This window comes from Sphaerotilus uruguayifluvii, from assembly GCF_013294065.1.
GTDB lineage: Bacteria > Pseudomonadota > Gammaproteobacteria > Burkholderiales > Burkholderiaceae_C > Sphaerotilus > Sphaerotilus uruguayifluvii.
Map to the genome: position 1 here is coordinate 61936 of NZ_JABSNM010000005.1, position 16876 is coordinate 78811.

Annotated in this window: 13 protein-coding genes; 5 read left to right on the forward strand and 8 right to left on the reverse strand. The window is 71.1% G+C overall.

The window, feature by feature from the left end; translation table 11 throughout:
• Window position 1: 1 nt before the first annotated feature.
• Window positions 2-2305 carry a VIT and vWA domain-containing protein gene (locus HNQ01_RS07155; RefSeq protein WP_173804675.1) on the forward strand — a complete coding sequence of 768 codons (2304 nt, stop codon included), beginning with the start codon at window positions 2-4 and terminating at the stop codon, window positions 2303-2305.
• A gap of 15 nt (window positions 2306-2320) precedes the next feature.
• Here HNQ01_RS07155 and HNQ01_RS07160 read toward each other — a convergent pair whose 3' ends face one another.
• The 3 genes from HNQ01_RS07160 to HNQ01_RS07170 all read right to left on the reverse strand — a co-directional run bounded on the left by HNQ01_RS07160 (window position 2321) and on the right by HNQ01_RS07170 (window position 5182).
• The gene (locus HNQ01_RS07160; RefSeq protein WP_173804676.1) at window positions 2321-3382 is read right to left on the reverse strand and encodes a serine/threonine protein kinase; all 1062 of its coding nucleotides are present in this window, start codon (window positions 3380-3382) and stop codon (window positions 2321-2323) included.
• A 45-nt stretch (window positions 3383-3427) separates the two neighbouring features.
• Entirely contained in the window at window positions 3428-4225 is a 798-nt protein-coding gene (locus HNQ01_RS07165; RefSeq protein ID WP_173804677.1) for a DUF2726 domain-containing protein, read from the reverse strand.
• A gap of 270 nt (window positions 4226-4495) precedes the next feature.
• Window positions 4496-5182 carry a GNAT family N-acetyltransferase gene (locus tag HNQ01_RS07170; protein ID WP_173804678.1) on the reverse strand — a complete coding sequence of 229 codons (687 nt, stop codon included), beginning with the start codon at window positions 5180-5182 and terminating at the stop codon, window positions 4496-4498.
• 81 nt (window positions 5183-5263) lie between these two features.
• On the opposite strand from HNQ01_RS07170, the gene HNQ01_RS07175 reads away from it, so the two are divergent.
• Together HNQ01_RS07175 and HNQ01_RS07180 are read left to right on the forward strand one after the other, a co-directional pair.
• The gene (locus HNQ01_RS07175; RefSeq protein WP_173804679.1) at window positions 5264-6760 is read left to right on the forward strand and encodes a DUF1800 domain-containing protein; all 1497 of its coding nucleotides are present in this window, start codon (window positions 5264-5266) and stop codon (window positions 6758-6760) included.
• A 51-nt stretch (window positions 6761-6811) separates the two neighbouring features.
• On the forward strand, window positions 6812-8050 hold the full coding sequence (locus tag HNQ01_RS07180; protein ID WP_286180560.1) for a DUF1501 domain-containing protein: 1239 nt from the start codon (window positions 6812-6814) through the stop codon (window positions 8048-8050).
• Between the two features lie 168 nt (window positions 8051-8218).
• On the opposite strand, the gene HNQ01_RS07185 is transcribed toward HNQ01_RS07180, so the two are convergent.
• From HNQ01_RS07185 to ssb, 3 genes are read right to left on the reverse strand one after another with little or no spacing between them, the layout of a single operon-like run.
• Entirely contained in the window at window positions 8219-9298 is a 1080-nt protein-coding gene (locus tag HNQ01_RS07185; RefSeq protein ID WP_173804680.1) for an IS5 family transposase, read from the reverse strand.
• Between the two features lie 28 nt (window positions 9299-9326).
• Window positions 9327-10760 carry a hypothetical protein gene (locus HNQ01_RS07190; RefSeq protein WP_286180561.1) on the reverse strand — a complete coding sequence of 478 codons (1434 nt, stop codon included), beginning with the start codon at window positions 10758-10760 and terminating at the stop codon, window positions 9327-9329.
• Complete coding sequence (gene ssb, locus HNQ01_RS07195) at window positions 10741-11298, reverse strand: single-stranded DNA-binding protein (RefSeq protein ID WP_173804681.1); 558 nt, start codon at window positions 11296-11298, stop codon at window positions 10741-10743. The genes HNQ01_RS07190 and ssb overlap by 20 nt, the downstream gene beginning before the upstream one ends.
• 156 nt (window positions 11299-11454) lie before the next feature.
• Here ssb and HNQ01_RS07200 point away from each other — a divergent pair, with 156 nt between their 5' ends.
• Window positions 11455-12834 (forward strand): chloride channel protein, encoded by a 1380-nt coding sequence (locus HNQ01_RS07200; RefSeq protein ID WP_173804682.1) that lies wholly within the window; start codon window positions 11455-11457, stop codon window positions 12832-12834.
• A gap of 40 nt (window positions 12835-12874) precedes the next feature.
• The gene (gene recQ, locus HNQ01_RS07205; RefSeq protein ID WP_173804683.1) at window positions 12875-14785 is read left to right on the forward strand and encodes a DNA helicase RecQ; all 1911 of its coding nucleotides are present in this window, start codon (window positions 12875-12877) and stop codon (window positions 14783-14785) included.
• Between the two features lie 3 nt (window positions 14786-14788).
• Here recQ and HNQ01_RS07210 read toward each other — a convergent pair whose 3' ends face one another.
• Both HNQ01_RS07210 and HNQ01_RS07215 read right to left on the reverse strand, forming a co-directional pair.
• Window positions 14789-16126 (reverse strand): carboxylate--amine ligase, encoded by a 1338-nt coding sequence (locus tag HNQ01_RS07210; protein ID WP_173804684.1) that lies wholly within the window; start codon window positions 16124-16126, stop codon window positions 14789-14791.
• A 135-nt stretch (window positions 16127-16261) separates the two neighbouring features.
• Window positions 16262-16828: a hypothetical protein gene (locus HNQ01_RS07215; RefSeq protein ID WP_173804685.1), complete on the reverse strand. Its 567-nt coding sequence runs from the start codon at window positions 16826-16828 to the stop codon at window positions 16262-16264.
• Window positions 16829-16876: the final 48 nt, after the last annotated feature.

A 16876-nucleotide genomic window follows, 5' to 3' on the forward strand; every position in this document is an offset into this window, starting at 1 on the left:
CTTGACCCAGCCCACCGCATCGAACCCGTTCCAGAATTCCCCTGGCTTGCCGGCCGAGCGTCACCGGCGATCGCCGTCCCTGCCCCTGCTGCGCGGGGCGCGGGTGAGCGGCAAGCTGCGCGGCCTGCTGTTCGAGTCGACGCTGGAGCTGGTCTTCCGCAACGACACCGACGAGAGCCTGGAGGTGATCCACACCTTCGCGCTGCCGGCCGGCGCGGTGCTGCTCGACATCGAGGTGCAGCTCGACGGGCAGCGGCTCACCGGCCGCATCGTGCCCGCGGCGCAGGCCGACATCGGCTACGAGCAGGCGCTGTGCGAGGGGCGCAGCGCGGTGATGCTCGAGTCCAACCGCAACGGCTCCTTCTCGCTCAACCTCGGCCATCTGCGCCCCGGCGCCGAGTGCGTGCTGCGGCTGGGCCAGGCCTGCGAGCTGCAGCCCCAGGCCGGGCACCTGCGCCTGATCGTGCCGACGGTGATCGCGCCGCGCTACGGCAACCCCCAGCAGCAGGCCGGGCTGCAGCCCCACCAGGTCGCGCCGGTCTCGCCGACGGTCGAATATCCCTTCGAGCTGGACCTGCGCCTGCACGGGCCGCTGGCCCGGGCGCGGCTGTCCTCGCCGAGTCATGCGCTGGCGGTCGAGCCCTCCGGCGACGGCCGGAGCGTCGCGGTCACGCTGGCGCAGCCGGGCTGGCTGGACCGCGATCTGGTGCTGGTGCTGGAGCGGCTGCCGGGGCTGTCGCTGGGGCTGCGCGCCGCGCCGGATGCGGCGCTGAGGGCGGGCCGCATTCCGGTGCTGCTGGCGATGCCGGTGGTTCCGCCCGAGACGCTGGCGCCGGTCAGCCGGCCGATGCGCCTGAAGATGCTGATCGACTGCTCCGGCTCGATGAGCGGCGCCAGCCTGCAGTCCGCGCAGCAGGCGCTGCGCCATGGCATCGCGTCGCTGCGCAGCGGCGACCAGTTCTCGCTGTCGCGCTTCGGCACCGAGGTGCAGCACCGCAGCCGCGCGCTGTGGACCACCACGCCGGCGAGCCTGCAGGCGGCGCAGGAGTGGGTCGACCATCTGGCGGCCGATCTGGGCGGCACCGAGATGAGCCGGGCGCTGGCCTCGGTGCTGGCGCTGCCGGCCGACGGTCCCTGCGACGTGCTGCTGGTCACCGACGGCCAGATCCACGGCGTCACCGAGCTGATCGAGACCGCGCGGGCGGGCCGGCAGCGCATCTTCGTCGTGGGCATCGGCCCGGCGGTGCCGGAGGCGATGCTGCGCGAGCTGGCGCTGCAGACCGGCGGCGCCAGCGAGTTCGTCACCCACGGCGAGGCGGTCGGGGGCGCGATGCAGCGGCTTTTCGCGCGGCTGCGCGAGCCGGGCTGCACCGGGCTGAGGCTGCGGCTGCCTCCGGACGCGGGCGAGCCGATCTGGGCCTCGGCGCCGCCGGACATCGGTTTTCCCGGCGAGACGCTGGTGCTGCGCCTCTGGCTGGAGCGGCTGCCGGCCGAGGGCGACTTCGTGCTCGAGGGCCTGCCGAGCGATGGCCTCGGTCAGGCGGACGAGCCGGTCGAGCTGGCGCGGCTGCCGGTGAGCGCGCTCGACGAGGCGGGGGAGAGGCTACCGCGCATGCTGGTCGCGGCCGAGCTGGCGCAGGTGGTGCACGCCCAGGCGCCGGGCAGCGCGCTGCCGCCGGCGCTGCTCGAGCGGGTGCTGGCCGCGCGGCTGATGTCTTCGGGCACGCGCTTCCTGATGGTCGACGAGCGGCAGGACGTGCCGCCGGTGCTGACGATGCCGCGCCAGCAGGTGGTGCCGCAGATGGCGACTCCCGATCGGGCCCGCTTCAGTCCGGGTCAAAGGGTGATGCGGCGCGCCAGCGTGAGCACGAACATGCCGCGTGCGCCCATGACGGAGGCGGACCGCGAGGCCCAGGCGGCCCGTCAAGCCGCCGCCGAACGTGAGGGCGATGCGATCCGCGACATGATGATCCGCAAAAGATTCCGCCGGGCCGAGGTGTCGCGCCGCGCCGGTTCGCCGGAGGACTTCCTGCAGACGGTGCTGATCGCGCGGGCCTGGCAGACCCCGCTGGACTGGACGGATCTGCAGCGGATGGGCTTGTCCGCCACCGTGGTGCAGGCGCTGAAGGCCTGTGGCCAGCCGGAGGGATCGGCCGAGCTGCTTGCCGCGCTGATCGAGCTGCTGTGCGACTGGGATGTCGATCAGCAGGCGCCGGGCCGTCCAGGCAGCGGCGGCATCTGGCACGAGGCTCTGGTGGCGGTGCTGCGCGAGGCGCTGCGTCCCGAGCGCTGGGATGCGGCCTGAGCGCCGCTGCCCGGCTCAGGCCACCAGCGGCTCGTCCTCCATCGCCGCGATCTGCTCGCGCAGCAGCGTCGTCTGCTGCGACCAGTAGGACGGGCTCTCGAAGCTCGGGAAGGCGACCGGGAAGGCCGGATCGTCCCAGCGCCGCGCGATCCAGGCGCTGTGCTGGACGATGCGCAGCGTGCGCAGCGGCTCGATCAGCGCGAGCTCGCGGCGGTCGAACTCGCGGATCGTCTCGTAGCCGTCGAGCAGCGCGCCGAGCTGGGCCTGCATCTCGTGGCGGTCGCCGCCCAGCAGCATCCACAGGTCCTGCACCGCGGGGCCGTTGACCGCATCGTCCAGATCGACGAAGTGCGGGCCGGCCGAAGTCCACAGCAGGTTGCCGACATGGCAGTCGCCGTGCAGGCGCAGCAGCTCGAGCGCACCGTGGCGCCGCAGCCGGGTGTCGACCGCGTCGAGCGCGCGCAGGCAGGTGTCCTGCCAGCCGTGCAGCGCGTCCGGCGGCAGCCGGTCGCCGTCGATCAGCCACTGCACCGAGGTGCGCGCCGCGGCGCTGCCGTCGAGCGTCAGGCGCTGCGCGAAGGGCCGGCGCGCGCCGACCGTGTGCAGTCGGCCCAGGAAGCGGCCGATCCATTCGAGCACCGACGCATCCTCCAGCTCGGGCGAACGCCCGCCGCAGCGCGGCGACACCGCGAAGCGCCAGGGTCCGAGCGTGGCCAGCGTCGGCGGCTCGCCCTGCAGCGTCAGGGCGGCGGGGGCCTCGGGAGGCGCCTGCAGCACCAGCGGCGCGACGGCCGGCACTTCGGCCTCGGCCAGCTCGCGCGCGAAGGCGTGTTCCTCCAGGATCTGCGCGTCGCTCCAGCGCCCCGCGCGGTAGAACTTCGCCACGACCACCGCCGGCTGCTGCGCCTGCGGATCGAGGCTTTCCTCCAGATGGACCTGGAAGACGCGGTTCTCGTAGGAGTTGAGCTGCAGGATGCGGCCGTCGCCGCGCAGGCCGGCGGCGTCGAGCGCGTCGAGCACCGCGTGCGGGGTCAGGCCGGCATAGGGCAGGTCAGGGGAGGGCAGGGATGCGGTCATCGGCGCATCCTAGCGAACCCGGCTCGGCCCCGGGTCTGCGGTGCTTCAGCGCTTGCCGACGATGTTGCCGGCGGCGTCGCCCGGCGCGCCGAAGTCGCCCGGGGTGAACTTGCTGGTGGCCGGACCCGCCCAGCTGCGGCCGCCCGGTGCGCCCGGGGCGCCGGCGGGGCTGTCGTCGAAGGGGTCGCGCTGGGTTTCCGGCGCGAAGAAGGAGTCGTGCGAGAAGCCCGACTCGTACCACTGGCTGCTTGCGCCGTTGGCCGGCGCGCCGTGGCGCACCGCGTTGGCCAGCGTCGAGCGGCGCGGCGTGCCGTCGCCGGGCGCGCCCGGCACGACCGGGCGCTGGCTGTCGCCGCTGGCCGGCACCAGCAGCTGCAGCTCGGCGGCGGTCGGCAGCTGGTCGGAGCGGCAGCGCACGTAGCGCACGCGGCAGGCGTCGAGCACCGCCAGCTTGATTGCCGCGGTGCGCTTGGACGGCGGCCGGTTCGGGCGCTCGATGTCGACCGCCGCCAGCACCCGGCCGTTGTCCGCGCAGACCACGAAGCTCACATGGATCGGGCCGAGCAGGTTGAACCAGTAGCGCAGCTCCTCGCGGTCCTCGGGCTGGCAGAAGCGCACCAGCGGCAGCTTCGCCAGGATCATGTGGTGCGGCAGCGCGGTGCGCAGCTGGCGGTAGAGCGCGCGCTCCTCGGGAGAGAAGATCGGCCGCTGCGTCAGCGGCCATTCGCTGGGCAGCTCGGCGGACGCGGCATCGGTCGATCCGGAGCGCCGGAGGACCAGCACCGCCAGGCCGATGATGCCCGCGATCGCGGCGAGGGCGAGGATCCAGACTTGCGTGGGCATGGGACGTTCCGAGAGGTTGCAGAAATGAAAGGCAGTGGATGCCCTGACCGCTCTATCGGCCGTCCGGATCGGCAATTGGCACCCGTCAGGCGCAATTATGTAACGTCGTGTGAATACTTTTTCCTGATGAAACTGCAAGGGCCCTCGGCGTACCCTTGGCGCGACTGTCGCGGCGTGGTCCGGACGCGAAGCGCCGCCGGACCGGGAGCGGTCGCGGCGGCGCGTGGGTGTGTGCGTGTGCGGGGGAGGGGGCGGCGCGGTCGGCCGGGGTCAGCGGCCTGCGGTGCCCAGCGCGGTGCGCATCAGGCGCTGCTGCAGATGGCGGCCGATCGCGAGCAGGTGGCGCCACTGGCGCTGGCCGACCCGGGACTGGTAGTCGATCTCGGCGGCCTGGCTCGAGAAGAGCTCCTCGAGCTGGCTCATCAGCGTGTCGGGCGGCAGGTGCAGCCAGGCCTCGGTCTCGCCGCCTTCGCTGCGCAGCTCGGCGCCGGCGCGGCGGGCGATGCGCAGCATCGCGGTGTTCTCGCTGAGCGCGTGGATGAACAGCCGGTCGATGCCGTGGTTGCGGGCGTGGCGCACCGCATGGTCGAACAGCCGCGCGCCGTAGCCGCGGCCGCGTGCGCGCTCGTCGACCGAGACGGCGAACTCCGCCATCCGGCGCACGCCATGCTGGCTGCCGGCCACGTCGCAGCAGGCCAGGTGCGAGACGGCCAGCAGCTGCAGGCGCCGGTCGAAGATGCCGAACACCTCGTCCTGCTGGAAGTCGATCGAGGCGACGTAGTGCCGGATGCGCTCGTCGCTGGCCGGATAGCCGAAGCGCAGGTAGCGGTCGCGCTCGCCCAGGGCCAGCAGATGATGTTCGATCCGTGCACGATGCGCGCTGTCGAGCCGGCGGATCGGCACCCAGCGCCATCCTGCGCGAGCGGGATGGGGCGTCGGGGTGGAGGCGGTGTTCATGGCTTCAATATACGGGTAAACCCTTGATGCGCTGAAAGAGCGATGACCATAGACCCTCATGCTGATGCTGCATTGCAGCAAATGTTGCCGGATCCGGCACGTCGCCGCGCTCTGGCGCGCAGCCTGGCGGCGCTGGCCGGCGCGGGCGCGCTGATGCTCGGCGGCTGCGGCACGCGGCCGGCGGGACGCTCGCCGCTGCGGGTGCCGGCCGCGGCCGATCTGGCGCGGGCGACGCGGCTGGGCTGGGGCATCGAGGCGGCCCTGGCGACGCGCTGGAGCGAGCGCGGCCGCGCTCGCATGCTCGAGACGCTGCTGCATCCGCCGACCGACGAGGCCCTGCCGGCGCGGGTGCAGGCGCGCCTGGACGCGATGTCCATCGTCACGCTGTCGCCGCTGGAGCGGCTGCAGCAGATCGAGCAGCTGCGCCGCGGCGAGGACCGGCAGGCCGCCTCCCGCCGGCTCGACGAGCTGCACCGCGAGGCGGTCGACCGCACGCTGCTGCTGGCGCTGCACTCGCCGCACGGGGTGCGCGAGCGCATGACCTGGTTCTGGAGCAACCATTTCAGCGTCGCCGCGGCCAAGTCCAACCTGCGGGCGCTGGTCGGCGACCATGAGCAGGCGCTGCGCGAGCGCGCGCTCGGCCGCTTCGAGGATCTGCTGCAGGCTGCCACCTTCCAGCCGGCGATGCTGCGCTATCTCGACAACGAGTCCAGCGCCGCCGGGCGCCTGAACGAGAACCACGCGCGCGAGCTGCTGGAGCTGCACACGCTGGGCGTGGACGGCGGCTACACCCAGCGCGACGTGCAGGAGCTGGCCCGGGTGCTGAGCGGCCTGGGTCTGAGCCTGGCCGAGCCGGGCCAGCTGCCGAAGATGAGGCCGGCGCAGCAGGTGCTGTACTGGCGCGACGGCCCGGCCGAGTTCAACCCGGCGCGCCATGACGACGGCGACAAGACGCTGCTGGGCCGGCGCATTGCCGGCGGGCGCGGCCGCGAGGAGATCGTCGAGGCGCTGCGGCTGCTGGCGCGTCATCCGGCCACCGCCCGCCATCTCTGCACGAAGCTGGCGCTGTTCTGGCTCGGCGTGCCGGGCTCGGAGGGGTTGATCGAACGCCTGGGCCGGCGCTTTCTCGACGAGGACGGCGCGATCGCGCCGGTGCTGGCGCTGCTGTTCGCCGATCCGGAGTTCGAGGCCTCGCTGGGGAGGCGCTTCAAGGAGCCGCTGCTCTATGTGGTGTCGGCCGCACGGCTGGCGGGCGACAGCGTGCCGGTGCTCGACACCGCGCCGCTGTGGAGCGCGCTGGGCCGGCTCGGCCAGCGTCCCTTCGGCCGGCAGACGCCCGACGGCTATCCGCTCGACGAGGCGTCCTGGGCCGGTGCCGGCCAGATGGTGGCGCGCTTCGAGGTGGCGCGTGCGCTGGCGCGGGCCTTTGCGGCGCCGCCGCGGCCGGTCGCGCTGCTCGACGAGACCGGCCAGCTGGTGCCGCTGGGCGAGCGCAGCCGCGGCGTGCTCGATCAGGTCCGCACCCCGCAGGAGCGCAACGTGCTGCTGCTGTCCTCGCCGGAGTTCATGCGCGGCTGAAGCGCGCGGGCGGGCCGGCCGATGTCTTCGCCCATCCGAAGGAGATCCATGATGCGTTCCGACCCGCGCCCGATGTCGTCGACCCGCCGCCGGCTGCTGGGCGCCGCCGCGCTGGTCGGGCTGGCCACGCCCTGGCGGCTGAGGGCCGCGCCGGCGGACCGGCCCCGGCTGCTGGTGGTCTTCCTGCGCGGCGCCTGCGACATGGCCAGCCTGCTGGTGCCGGCCGCCAGCGACGACTACCTGACGGCGCGCCCGCGCATCGCCATCGCCCGGCCGGGCGGCGGTGCCGAGGCTGCGCTGGCCCTGCCCGGCGAGGTCGACTGGGCGCTGGCCCCGGCGCTGGGCGACAGCCTGCTGCCGCTCTACGCCCGCGGCGAGCTGGCCTTCCTGCCCTTCACCGGCATCCATGACCTCTCGCGCAGCCATTTCGAGACGCAGGACCGGCTGGAGATGGGCGCGGCCGACGGCTCGCCCGCCGAGGTGCGCCGCAGCGGATGGATGAACCGCCTGGCCGCCGAGATCGGCGCCGGTCGCGGCGAGGTGATCGCGCTGACGCGCGAGCTGCCGCTGATCCTGCGCGGCGACATCGCGGTGCCCAGCCAGGCGCTCGACGGCGCCAGCCTGGCCGGCGTCGATGCGCGTCAGGCGGCGCGGCTGCGCCAGATGTACGCCGGCACCGCGCTGGCCAGCGCGGTTGACGACGGGCTGGAGGTGCGCCGCATGGCGCAGCAGGACCTGGCGCCGGGCATGGAGCCGGCCGGCCGCGGCGCCATCTCCGCACGCGGCTTCGAGGGCGAGGCCCGCCGCATCGCCCGGCTGATGCGCGAGCGCTGGCGCCTGGGCTTCGTCGACATCGGCGGCTGGGACACGCATGTCGGCCAGGGCGGCGCCACCGGTGCGCTGGCCACCCGGGCCGGCGAGCTCGGCCGCGGTCTGGCCGGCTTCGCCGCCGAGCTGGGCGAGGCCGCCTGGCGCGACACCGTGGTCGTGGTGATGAGCGAGTTCGGCCGCACCTTCCGCGAGAACGGCAGCCGAGGCACCGACCACGGCCACGGCACCACCTGGATGGTGCTGGGCGGCGCCGTGCGCGGCGGCCGCATCGCCGGCGAGCAGGTGCCGGTCGGCTTCGCCACGCTGCACCAGGGCCGCGACTGGCCGGTGCTCAACGACTACCGCGTGCTGCTCGCCGGCCTGCTCGGCCGCATGTACGGGCTGGACGCGGCGCGGCTGGCGCGGGTGTTCGATGCGCGGGTGGCGGGGGCGTCAGGGCCGGGGGGCGGGCTGGTGTGAGGGAGAAATCAGCCACTGGTTGCAGGGACTGGAGGGCACTTCTCGAAACTTACCCTGCAGCCCTGAACCCGGCCTACGCCTGCACAAATCCAGCGCGGGCGAGCAGTTGATGCCGGCAGCGCGCCGCTGTCCCCACCGTCGCGGTACCCCGCGACGGGTTTTTTCCCCTCACGCGGGCTGTGCAGACGCACCTGCGCTCTTGACCAGCCACACCAGCCGGCGCGCGTTGTAGGCCACGCACTGCAGCGTGATGGCCAGCGCATTGCGTGCCAGTGTCATCGCCCGCACGCGCTTGCCGCCCTGCTGGCTCAGTGCCGCAAAGACGTGCTCGACCCGCGCCCGCGTGCGGTTGATCGTCTTGTTGCGCTGCTTGAGCCGAACCTTGGCCGTCTGCCCGGGCTTGGCGCGACGCGCAATGCCGTCAGCCAGTCCGTGCTGCTGCAGCGTCTGGCGGTTGGCAGCGCTGTCGTAGCCCCGGTCAGCCAGCAGTCGATTGCGCGTGTTCGCCCCCTGCAGCACGTCGGGCAGTTGCTGCCCGTCGTCCGCATTGGCTGCCGTGATCTTCATCTGGCGGATCAGCTTGTAGCGCGCATCCACGTTGCCGTGCAGCTTGTAGCCGTAGTACGACTTGCCGTGCTTGATCGTCCAGCGCGCGTCCCGGTCGGTGTGCGCCAGACGCTTCTTGCTCCAGCCTTCGGGCGCTTCCCCCTTGTTCAGCGCCTCGCGCTCCCGGGCGTTGGCCTGCGTGATCGGCGCCTGCACGATGCTGGCGTCCACGATCTGCCCGCCCCTCGGGATGAAGCCGTGCTGCTGCAGCTGCTGGCTCAAGCTCTCGAAGATCGCCCGGCCACCCAGCCCGCCTGTGGCCAGTCGCTGCCGGAAGCTCCACAGCGTGCGTGCGTCCGGAATGTTCAGCGCGCCGTCCAGCCGGCAAAACCGCTGGAAGCTCAGCCGGTCGAGCACCTGGTGCTCGCACTGCTCGTCCGACAGGTTGTACAGCCCTTGCAGGAACACCATGCGCACCAGCGCCTCGGTCGGGTACGGCGGGCGTCCGCCCTTGCTGCGGTCAGCGCGAGGGCAGGCCTTGTCCACCGCCGCAGCCATCCCCGCGAAGTCGATCAGTTCGTCCATCGCCGCCAGCGTCTGCACGTAGCCCTCCAGCTTGGCCTTGCGCTGCTGCGCCACGAACAGGTCGTCCGCGGCCTCTTCAGGGAAGAAGCTCGATGGCTTGATGCGGGGCGTGATCATGGGGCGCCATCTTGCCGCAGTCCTCGGTTCAGGTGGCGGTCAGGGCAGGTTTCGAGAAGTGCCCTGGAGTGCTGGTCTGCGTACTTGTATTGCTCACGCTGGCAGTACCGTTATTTCGTCTCAAATCAGAAATCACATCGAATAATCTGCGGATCGGTTCGGCTAGCCGCTTCGGCAATACGCGATGCTGGGTATGAATTTTCTGGTCGTCATTCCAGTGATGAGCAATCCAAATATCTTCTTCGGGATAGTTGTTGTCGACACCATTGCAATACTTGTAGCCAACAAGCGCATCGGTGCGCGACAGCAGAATTCGTGTCATCGTCATGTGGAATAGATGCGCTTGGAGATCTGCTGGGCCACGAGGGCGCGGTATGGTCAGTCGTAGACACCGCTGAGGATTAATATCACTCCAGTCGGGACCAACGACCTGTCCTGCTCGTTCTAGCATCGTGCGCGATTGCTTGCTCTTGCCGTTGACCATGGCAATAGCAACGGTATTTTTCGGGTAATTCAGTTTTGTGGCGAGCTGGTTCATCCAGTTCACAAATTTGTTCAGATCATCATTATTCGCAAAAATTAGAAACTGATGCCGCTGTTCGGGGTCAAGAATTTTTGGCAGTTGTGCATAGAGAGGGTACAGCAGGTCGTGAATATAAATATAAGTTGGTCTGCGCCCTTGCTCGTGGCTCCGTGTGGTCAAACTCAATACCTGCTGTGCCCACTCAGGTGTGATTTCATCCAGTGTCATCTCGGTGATGTCAATGGAGATGAGTGGGAATCCGATCGACTTTCCGATCAGAGCCTTGCGTCCGTCAAAGGCATGTCCGAGTTCTATTTCAATGCCGCCAAGCACCATTGGTTCAGTCTTGATGGGGGGGCCGAGCACGGCAACGTCGAGCCGGAAATTGCTGCCGAATGGCGTCTTCAGGTGGTGCTCGGTTGCCACTTGGTCTGCACCAAGCAAAAAATTTCCTTCTAGTGGGTAGTCTGATGCCCCCGTGTCCTTGAATGCCCATGGCATTGCAAGTCCGGCCTTCAGGCGGCGTGAGAGTTCAGCCGCGATAAGTTCTTTCGCGCGTCGATGCTCAGCGCTTTCCTGTGCGATGTTCCACCGGCGGGTCTCTTCATCGTCGAAATGTGCCTTAAGGTCGAAGCCGTGTTGGGCAGGAAGTACCCGGAAATGAGAACGTCGACGTAATTTGCTATTTTCAAATGAAGGACTTACCCAAGTTACCATCTGCCGCGATTTGTCGGAAGAAACCAGAGGCCATAGTTTGCGCGCATGTTCCCGACTGCGAATATTGCACGCTGCGATCGTGGCCTGAAAAATTCCTTTTCGAGAGAAGACAACGATTGCTTCGTTCATAAGAAAACAAGAAAAAAGCCCCAAGCGACAGGCGCTTGAGGCTTCTGAGTGACTAGGCAATAAGACGCAGGCTTCAGAACGGAATGTCGTCATCCATGTCGTCGAAGCCGGTCGACGACTTCGGCGCGGGGGCCGGGGCGGGGCGGGGGGCCGGACGCGGGGCCGGGGCGGCCTGGCGCATCGGGGCGCGCGGGGCCGGTGCCGGGGTGTAGCCGGATTCGGCGTCGTCGCCGAAGTCGCCACCGGCGCTGCGGCTGCCGCCACGGCTGCCGCCGCCCGAGCCGCCTGCAGCGCCGTCCTCGCGGCCGCCCAGCAGCTGCATCTGGTCGGCGATGATCTCGGTGGTGTACTGGTCGACGCCGTCCTTCTGCCACTTGCGGGTCTTCAGGCGGCCCTCGACGTAGACCGGACGGCCCTTGCGCAGGTATTCGCCGGCGATCTCGGCCAGGCGGTCATAGAAGACGACGCGGTGCCATTCGGTCTCTTCCTGGCGCTCGCCGGAGGCCTTGTCCTTCCAGTTGCGCGAGGTGGCGATGGTGACGTTGCAGATCGCCGAGCCGCTGGGCGCGTAGCGCACTTCCGGGTCGCGGCCGAGGTTGCCGATGAGGATGACTTTGTTGACGGAGGCCATGGGCGCTCGCTCCTGGGACGGGTGGGGCCGCGCGAGGGCATCGGGCGGATGCGCCGGGCGGCCGTGATGTGTGACGACTTGGGGGACAATTGTGCCGCACCGCCCATGCCCCGCGCTGTCGGGCGTGTGCCCCTCCCTGGTGATGCCCCGCTCCTGATGTCCCAGCCTCCCGACCGTTCCGTGCGTGCGCTGATCGAGCCGCTGCTGCGCGAGATGCGCCTGGGCCGGCAGTGGGTCGACCGCACCGTGGTGCTGGTGTTCGCGCTGCTGACCGGGCTGGTGGTGACCGCCTTCACCGCGCTGGCCGAGCTGGCCACCGGCACCTGGGTGGCGCTGCAGGGATCGGGCTGGACCGGCGCGCTGCTGGCGCTGCTGTGGTCGCCGGTGCTGACGGTCGCGGTGCTGATGTGGACCCGCCGCTTCGCCCGCGAGGCCGGCGGCTCGGGCATCCCGCAGGTGCTCGCCGCGCTGCATGACGACACGCTGCCCGAGCGTGTCTCGGCGCTGGTCTCGCCCCGGCTGGCGCTGCAGAAGCTGCTGCTGACCTGCGCCGGGCTGCTCGGCGGCCTGTCGATCGGCCGCGAGGGGCCGACGGTGCAGGTCGGCGCCGGCGTGATGCTGGGCGCGCGGCGCTGGCTGTCGCCGGGCAGCGGCATCGACGCGCACGACCTGATGGTGGCCGGCGCCGCCGCCGGGGTGGCCGCGGCCTTCAACACGCCGCTGGGCGGCATCGTCTTCGCCATCGAGCAGCTCACCCGCCGCCGCGACCTGCGCCACAGCAACCTGACGATCGCCGCGATCGTGCTGGCCGGCCTGGTGTCGATCTCGGTCTTCGGCAACAAGAGCTATTTCGGCGCGCTCGAGGTGCCGCGGCTGGACTGGACGCTGCTGGCGCCGGGCGTCGCGGTGGCGCTGGCGGCCGGGCTCTCGGGCGGGCTGTTCGCGCGGCTGCTGGTGCTGTGCGCGCAGGGTGGCGGCGACCGCGTCAGCCGCTGGCGCGCCGCGCATCCGCTGCACTTCGCCGCCGCCTGCGGGCTGGCGGTCGGCCTGATCGGCCTGGTGACGTCGGGCGCGACCGCCGGCGCCGGCTACCACCCGACGCGCGCGCTGCTCGAGCAGGGCGAGGACGGCCTGCCGCCGCTCTACACGCTGCTGAAGTTCGTCGCCACCTGGCTGTCGGCCTGGAGCGGCGTGCCGGCGGGTACCTTCGCGCCCTCGCTGGCGATCGGCGCCGGCCTGGGCCACGACATCGCGCGGCTGGCGGGCCTGGCCGGGCGGCCGGAATCGGTCGCGCTGGTGGCGCTGGGCATGGTCGGCTTCCTGTCGGCCACCACCCAGGGGCCGATCACCGCCTTCATCATCGTCATGGAGATGGTCTCCGGCCAGGCGATGGTGCTGAGCCTGATGGCCTGCGCGCTGCTGTCGGGCGCGGTGGCGCGGCTGGTGAGTCCGTCGATGTACACCGAGATGGCGGTGCTGTGGGGCATGCCGCGGCCGGCGGCGGGCCTGGCGGGCGCCTCTCCCCATTCGGGGTGATCCGGCGCGCCGGTCGGCCTCGCGTACCATCGGCCCGATCATGAACGCGCCCGACCCGACCCCGCCGTCCCCCACCGTCGCCGCCGCGCGGCGCGTGCTTGCCGAGGTGTTCGGCTATCCCGCCTTCCGCGGCCAGCAGCAGGACATCGTCGAGCAGGTGATCGACGGCGGCGACGCGCTGGTGCTGATGCCCACTGGCGGGGGAAAAAGCCTGTGCTACCAGATCCCGGCGATCGTGCGCCATGGCGCCGGCCAGGGTGTCACGGTGGTGGTCAGCCCGCTGATCGCGCTGATGCAGGACCAGGTCGGCGCGCTCGACGAGGTCGGCGTGCCGGCGGCCTTCCTGAACTCCTCGCTGGGCGCGCAGGAGGCCTCGGCGGTCGAGCGCGACCTGCTGGCCGGGCGGCTGACGCTGCTCTACGTCGCGCCGGAGCGGCTGCTGACGCCGCGCTTCCTGGCGATGATGGAGTCGCTGCACGAGCGCGGCCTGCTCGGCCTGTTCGCGATCGACGAGGCGCACTGCGTCAGCCAGTGGGGCCACGACTTCCGCGAGGAATACCTGGGCCTGAGCGCGCTGCACGAGCGCTTTCCCGCGGTGCCGCGCATCGCGCTGACCGCCACCGCCGACGACCACACCCGCGCCGACATCGTCGAGCGGCTGCAGCTGCAGGATGCGCGCCTGTTCGTCAGCAGCTTCGACCGGCCCAACATCCGCTACACCATCGTCGAGCGCGACAACGCGCGCACCCAGCTGCTGCGCTTCATCCGCGACGAGCACGAGGGCGACGCCGGGGTCATCTACTGCGGCAGCCGCAAGAAGGTCGAGGAGACGGCCGCCTGGCTGCAGGACGAGGGCGTGCCGGCGCTGCCTTATCACGCCGGGCTGGACGCCGGCACCCGAAAGCACCACCAGGACCGCTTCCTGCGCGAAGAAGGGCTGGTGATGGTGGCCACCATCGCCTTCGGCATGGGCATCGACAAGCCGGATGTGCGCTTCGTCGCCCACCTCGACCTGCCCAAGAACATCGAGGGCTACTACCAGGAGACCGGCCGCGCCGGCCGCGACGGTCAGCCCGCCGATGCCTGGATGACCTACGGCCTGGCCGACGTGGTGCACCAGCGCCGCATGATCGACGACAGCCCGGCCGCCGACGAGTTCAAGCGCGTGCAGCGCGGCAAGCTCGACGCGCTGCTGGCGCTGGCCGAGGCGCATGACTGCCGCCGCGTGCGCCTGCTGGCCTACTTCGGCGAGGCCAGCGGACCCTGCGGCAACTGCGACAACTGCCTGCATCCGCCCTCGACCTGGGACAGCACCGACGCCGCGCGCAAGGCGCTGAGCTGCATCTACCGCTTCGCCCAGCACGGCCGCGAGACCCAGGGGCCGCGCAGCTTCGGCGCGGTGCACCTGATCGACGTGCTGCGCGGCAGGCCGACCGACAAGGTGGCGCAGTACGGCCACGCGGGCCTGAGCACCTTCGGCATCGGCGCGGACCTGTCCGAGGCGCAGTGGCGCGCGGTGCTGCGCCAGCTCGTCGCGCTGGGCCATGTGGTGGCCGAGGGCGAGTACGGCACGCTGGCGCTGACCGACTCGGCGCGCGCGGTGCTGCGCGGCGAGGTGCGACTGCAGATGCGGGTGCCGGCCGCGCCGGTGCGCGGGCGCTCGAAGCGCGGCCGCGCGGGTGCCGACGCCGCGGGCAAGGGCGCGCGCTCCGCGCCGGCCGACCTGAGCGGGCGCCAGCTCGATCGCTTCGAGGCGCTGCGCACCTGGCGCTCCGGCGTCGCGCGCGAGCACAACATTCCCGCCTACCTGGTCTTCAACGACGCCACGCTGGTCGAGATGGCCCGCAGCCAGCCGGCCACGCTCGACGAGCTCGGCGAGGTCAGCGGCGTGGGCGCGCGCAAGCTCGCCGCCTACGGCGAGGCGCTGCTCGAGGTGCTCGGCGCCCCTTGAACCTCAGCGTCCCTTGAACAGCGGATCCTCCGCTTCCTCGAAGATCGCCGACACCGGCGGCAGCGTCGGCGCCGGACGGCCGCGACGCGTGCCGCCGAGGCGCATCAGGCGGCCGAGCTTGGTCGCGAACCAGGCGCCGGTCAGCCGCAGCGCCGGGCCCAGGTCGTCGACCGGGGCCAGCTGGCGCACCGTGCCGGGCCGCAGCAGCGAGCCCAGGTAGCGCGCCCAGCTCAGCTCGCCCTCGCGCACATACTGGCGCGAGGCGCGGAAGTCGTTCTTCTCGTTGATGTAGCGCAGGCCGGTGCGCCGCGGCGGCAGCCCGGCCGCCGGCAGGCCGCAGGCATCGCGCCAGGCCATCGCGGGCAGGTTCAGTCCGCAGCGCGTCGTCAGGATGTGCCACTGGCTCAGCCGCGGATTGATCTCCAGCAGCTTGTACTCCCCGGTGAGCTCGTGGCGCTTGAAGTCGAGGTTGGCCACGCCACGGTAGCCGATGCGGGTCAGCACCTCGGCGGCGAGCGTCTCCAGCTCCGGCAGGCGCAGGTTCTCGCAGTAGGAGCCGCTGCCGACATGCGGCGGATCGTGGCGCAGCTTGCGCCCGCAGCTGCTGGCGCGCACCGCGCCGTCCGGGCCGATGTAGACATCGACGGTGAAGTGCTCGGCGTCGCCGCCGGGCACGTACTCCTGCGCGATGATGTGGAAGCCGTGCGGCGCCAGCATGCGCGCGATCTCGCGCAGCCGCTGGGGCGTCTCGACGACGATCGCCTTGGCGCGCGCCACCGCCGGCTCGACGTCCGGATGCTGCCAGGCCACCGGCTGCGCCGGCTTGACGATCAGCGGGAAGTCGATCGCGCCGGCGACGATGTCCTCGATCTGCGCCATGCGCTCGATCAGCAGCGTGCGCGGCACCGGCAGCGCGTGCTCCAGCGCGAGCCGGTCGAAGCGGGCCTTGTCGACCAGCCGCGCGACCAGCGCCGCATCGGCCAGCGCCGGGCGGATGCGCTCGCCCAGCTGCGGCATCACCTCCAGCAGCGCCTGCAGGTCCGGGTCGGCGGTCGGGAAGACCACCGGGGCGGTGCCGCACTCGCTGGCGATTCCGAGCAGCGCCTTCGCCAGCCGCTGCGGATGGCGGCTGAAGTCGGGCACATGCAGGAACTGCGCGCAGTGGCGCGAATGGCGCGACGGGGGCTGCTCGTACTCGGCCACGACGATGACCCGGATGCCCTGCGCGCCCAGCGAGCGCACCGCGTTCAGATCCCCTTCGGGGGCACCGAGGCAGGCCAGCACGACGGCCGGGGCGTCGGCTCCGGGCGGAAAGGGGCGGTGAGTGGCATCAGGGAACATGGTGGTGGCGCGCCCGGTACGGCGGGCGTCTGTTGTCAGTGTGTGAGCGTGGCTTCCTGCTGCAAAAAATAGTCGAAGAACGAAATGGTTCTGCGCGGATTGCGTAATCTTTCGAAGAGAAATGATTGCAGCTTGTTATTTTTGCGTTTCGGTTGTTTTCTCTGGCGGTCGATGCGACACCGGTTCGGGGGATGGTCGAGGGCGGCTGGCTGTGCTTTCGGTGTCGGCGGTCGATGACGCGGCCGCGCCGATCCCGAAGGCGCGGCCGATCTCGCGTCCACCCTCGCGCACGCCCTGCCAGACCGTCTCGCCGGTCTGGCGCGCCGCGCTGCCGACCGCGCGCGCGGTGCGCGCGACGCCCGAGGCGGCTTCGCGGCTGTCCTGCGCCACCGTGCGGCCGACCTGGGCCGCACCCTGACCGACACGCCGGCCGGCCTCGCCGATCTCGCGGCCGGCCTCGACCGTGTCGCGGCGGATCTGCTCGCCCAGGCCGGCTGACGCCGGTGTAGCCGGTGCCGAGGCGGCGGCCTCGGGCCCCGCTGCCGTGGCCGCCGCCGGCGCGAGCAGCAGCCCGGTCAGCAGCGCGCCCGCAACCCGGCCTGCGTAAAGACTGGCGGTGAAAAAACGTGAAATATCTGACATAACGACATCTTCGATGGTGCCGCCGGTCCGGTCAAATACCCCTTTGGTACCGAATGTCACCCTTGGTCATGGGGGAGGGATCGCGGGCCCGGACCTGGAACCGGCGCG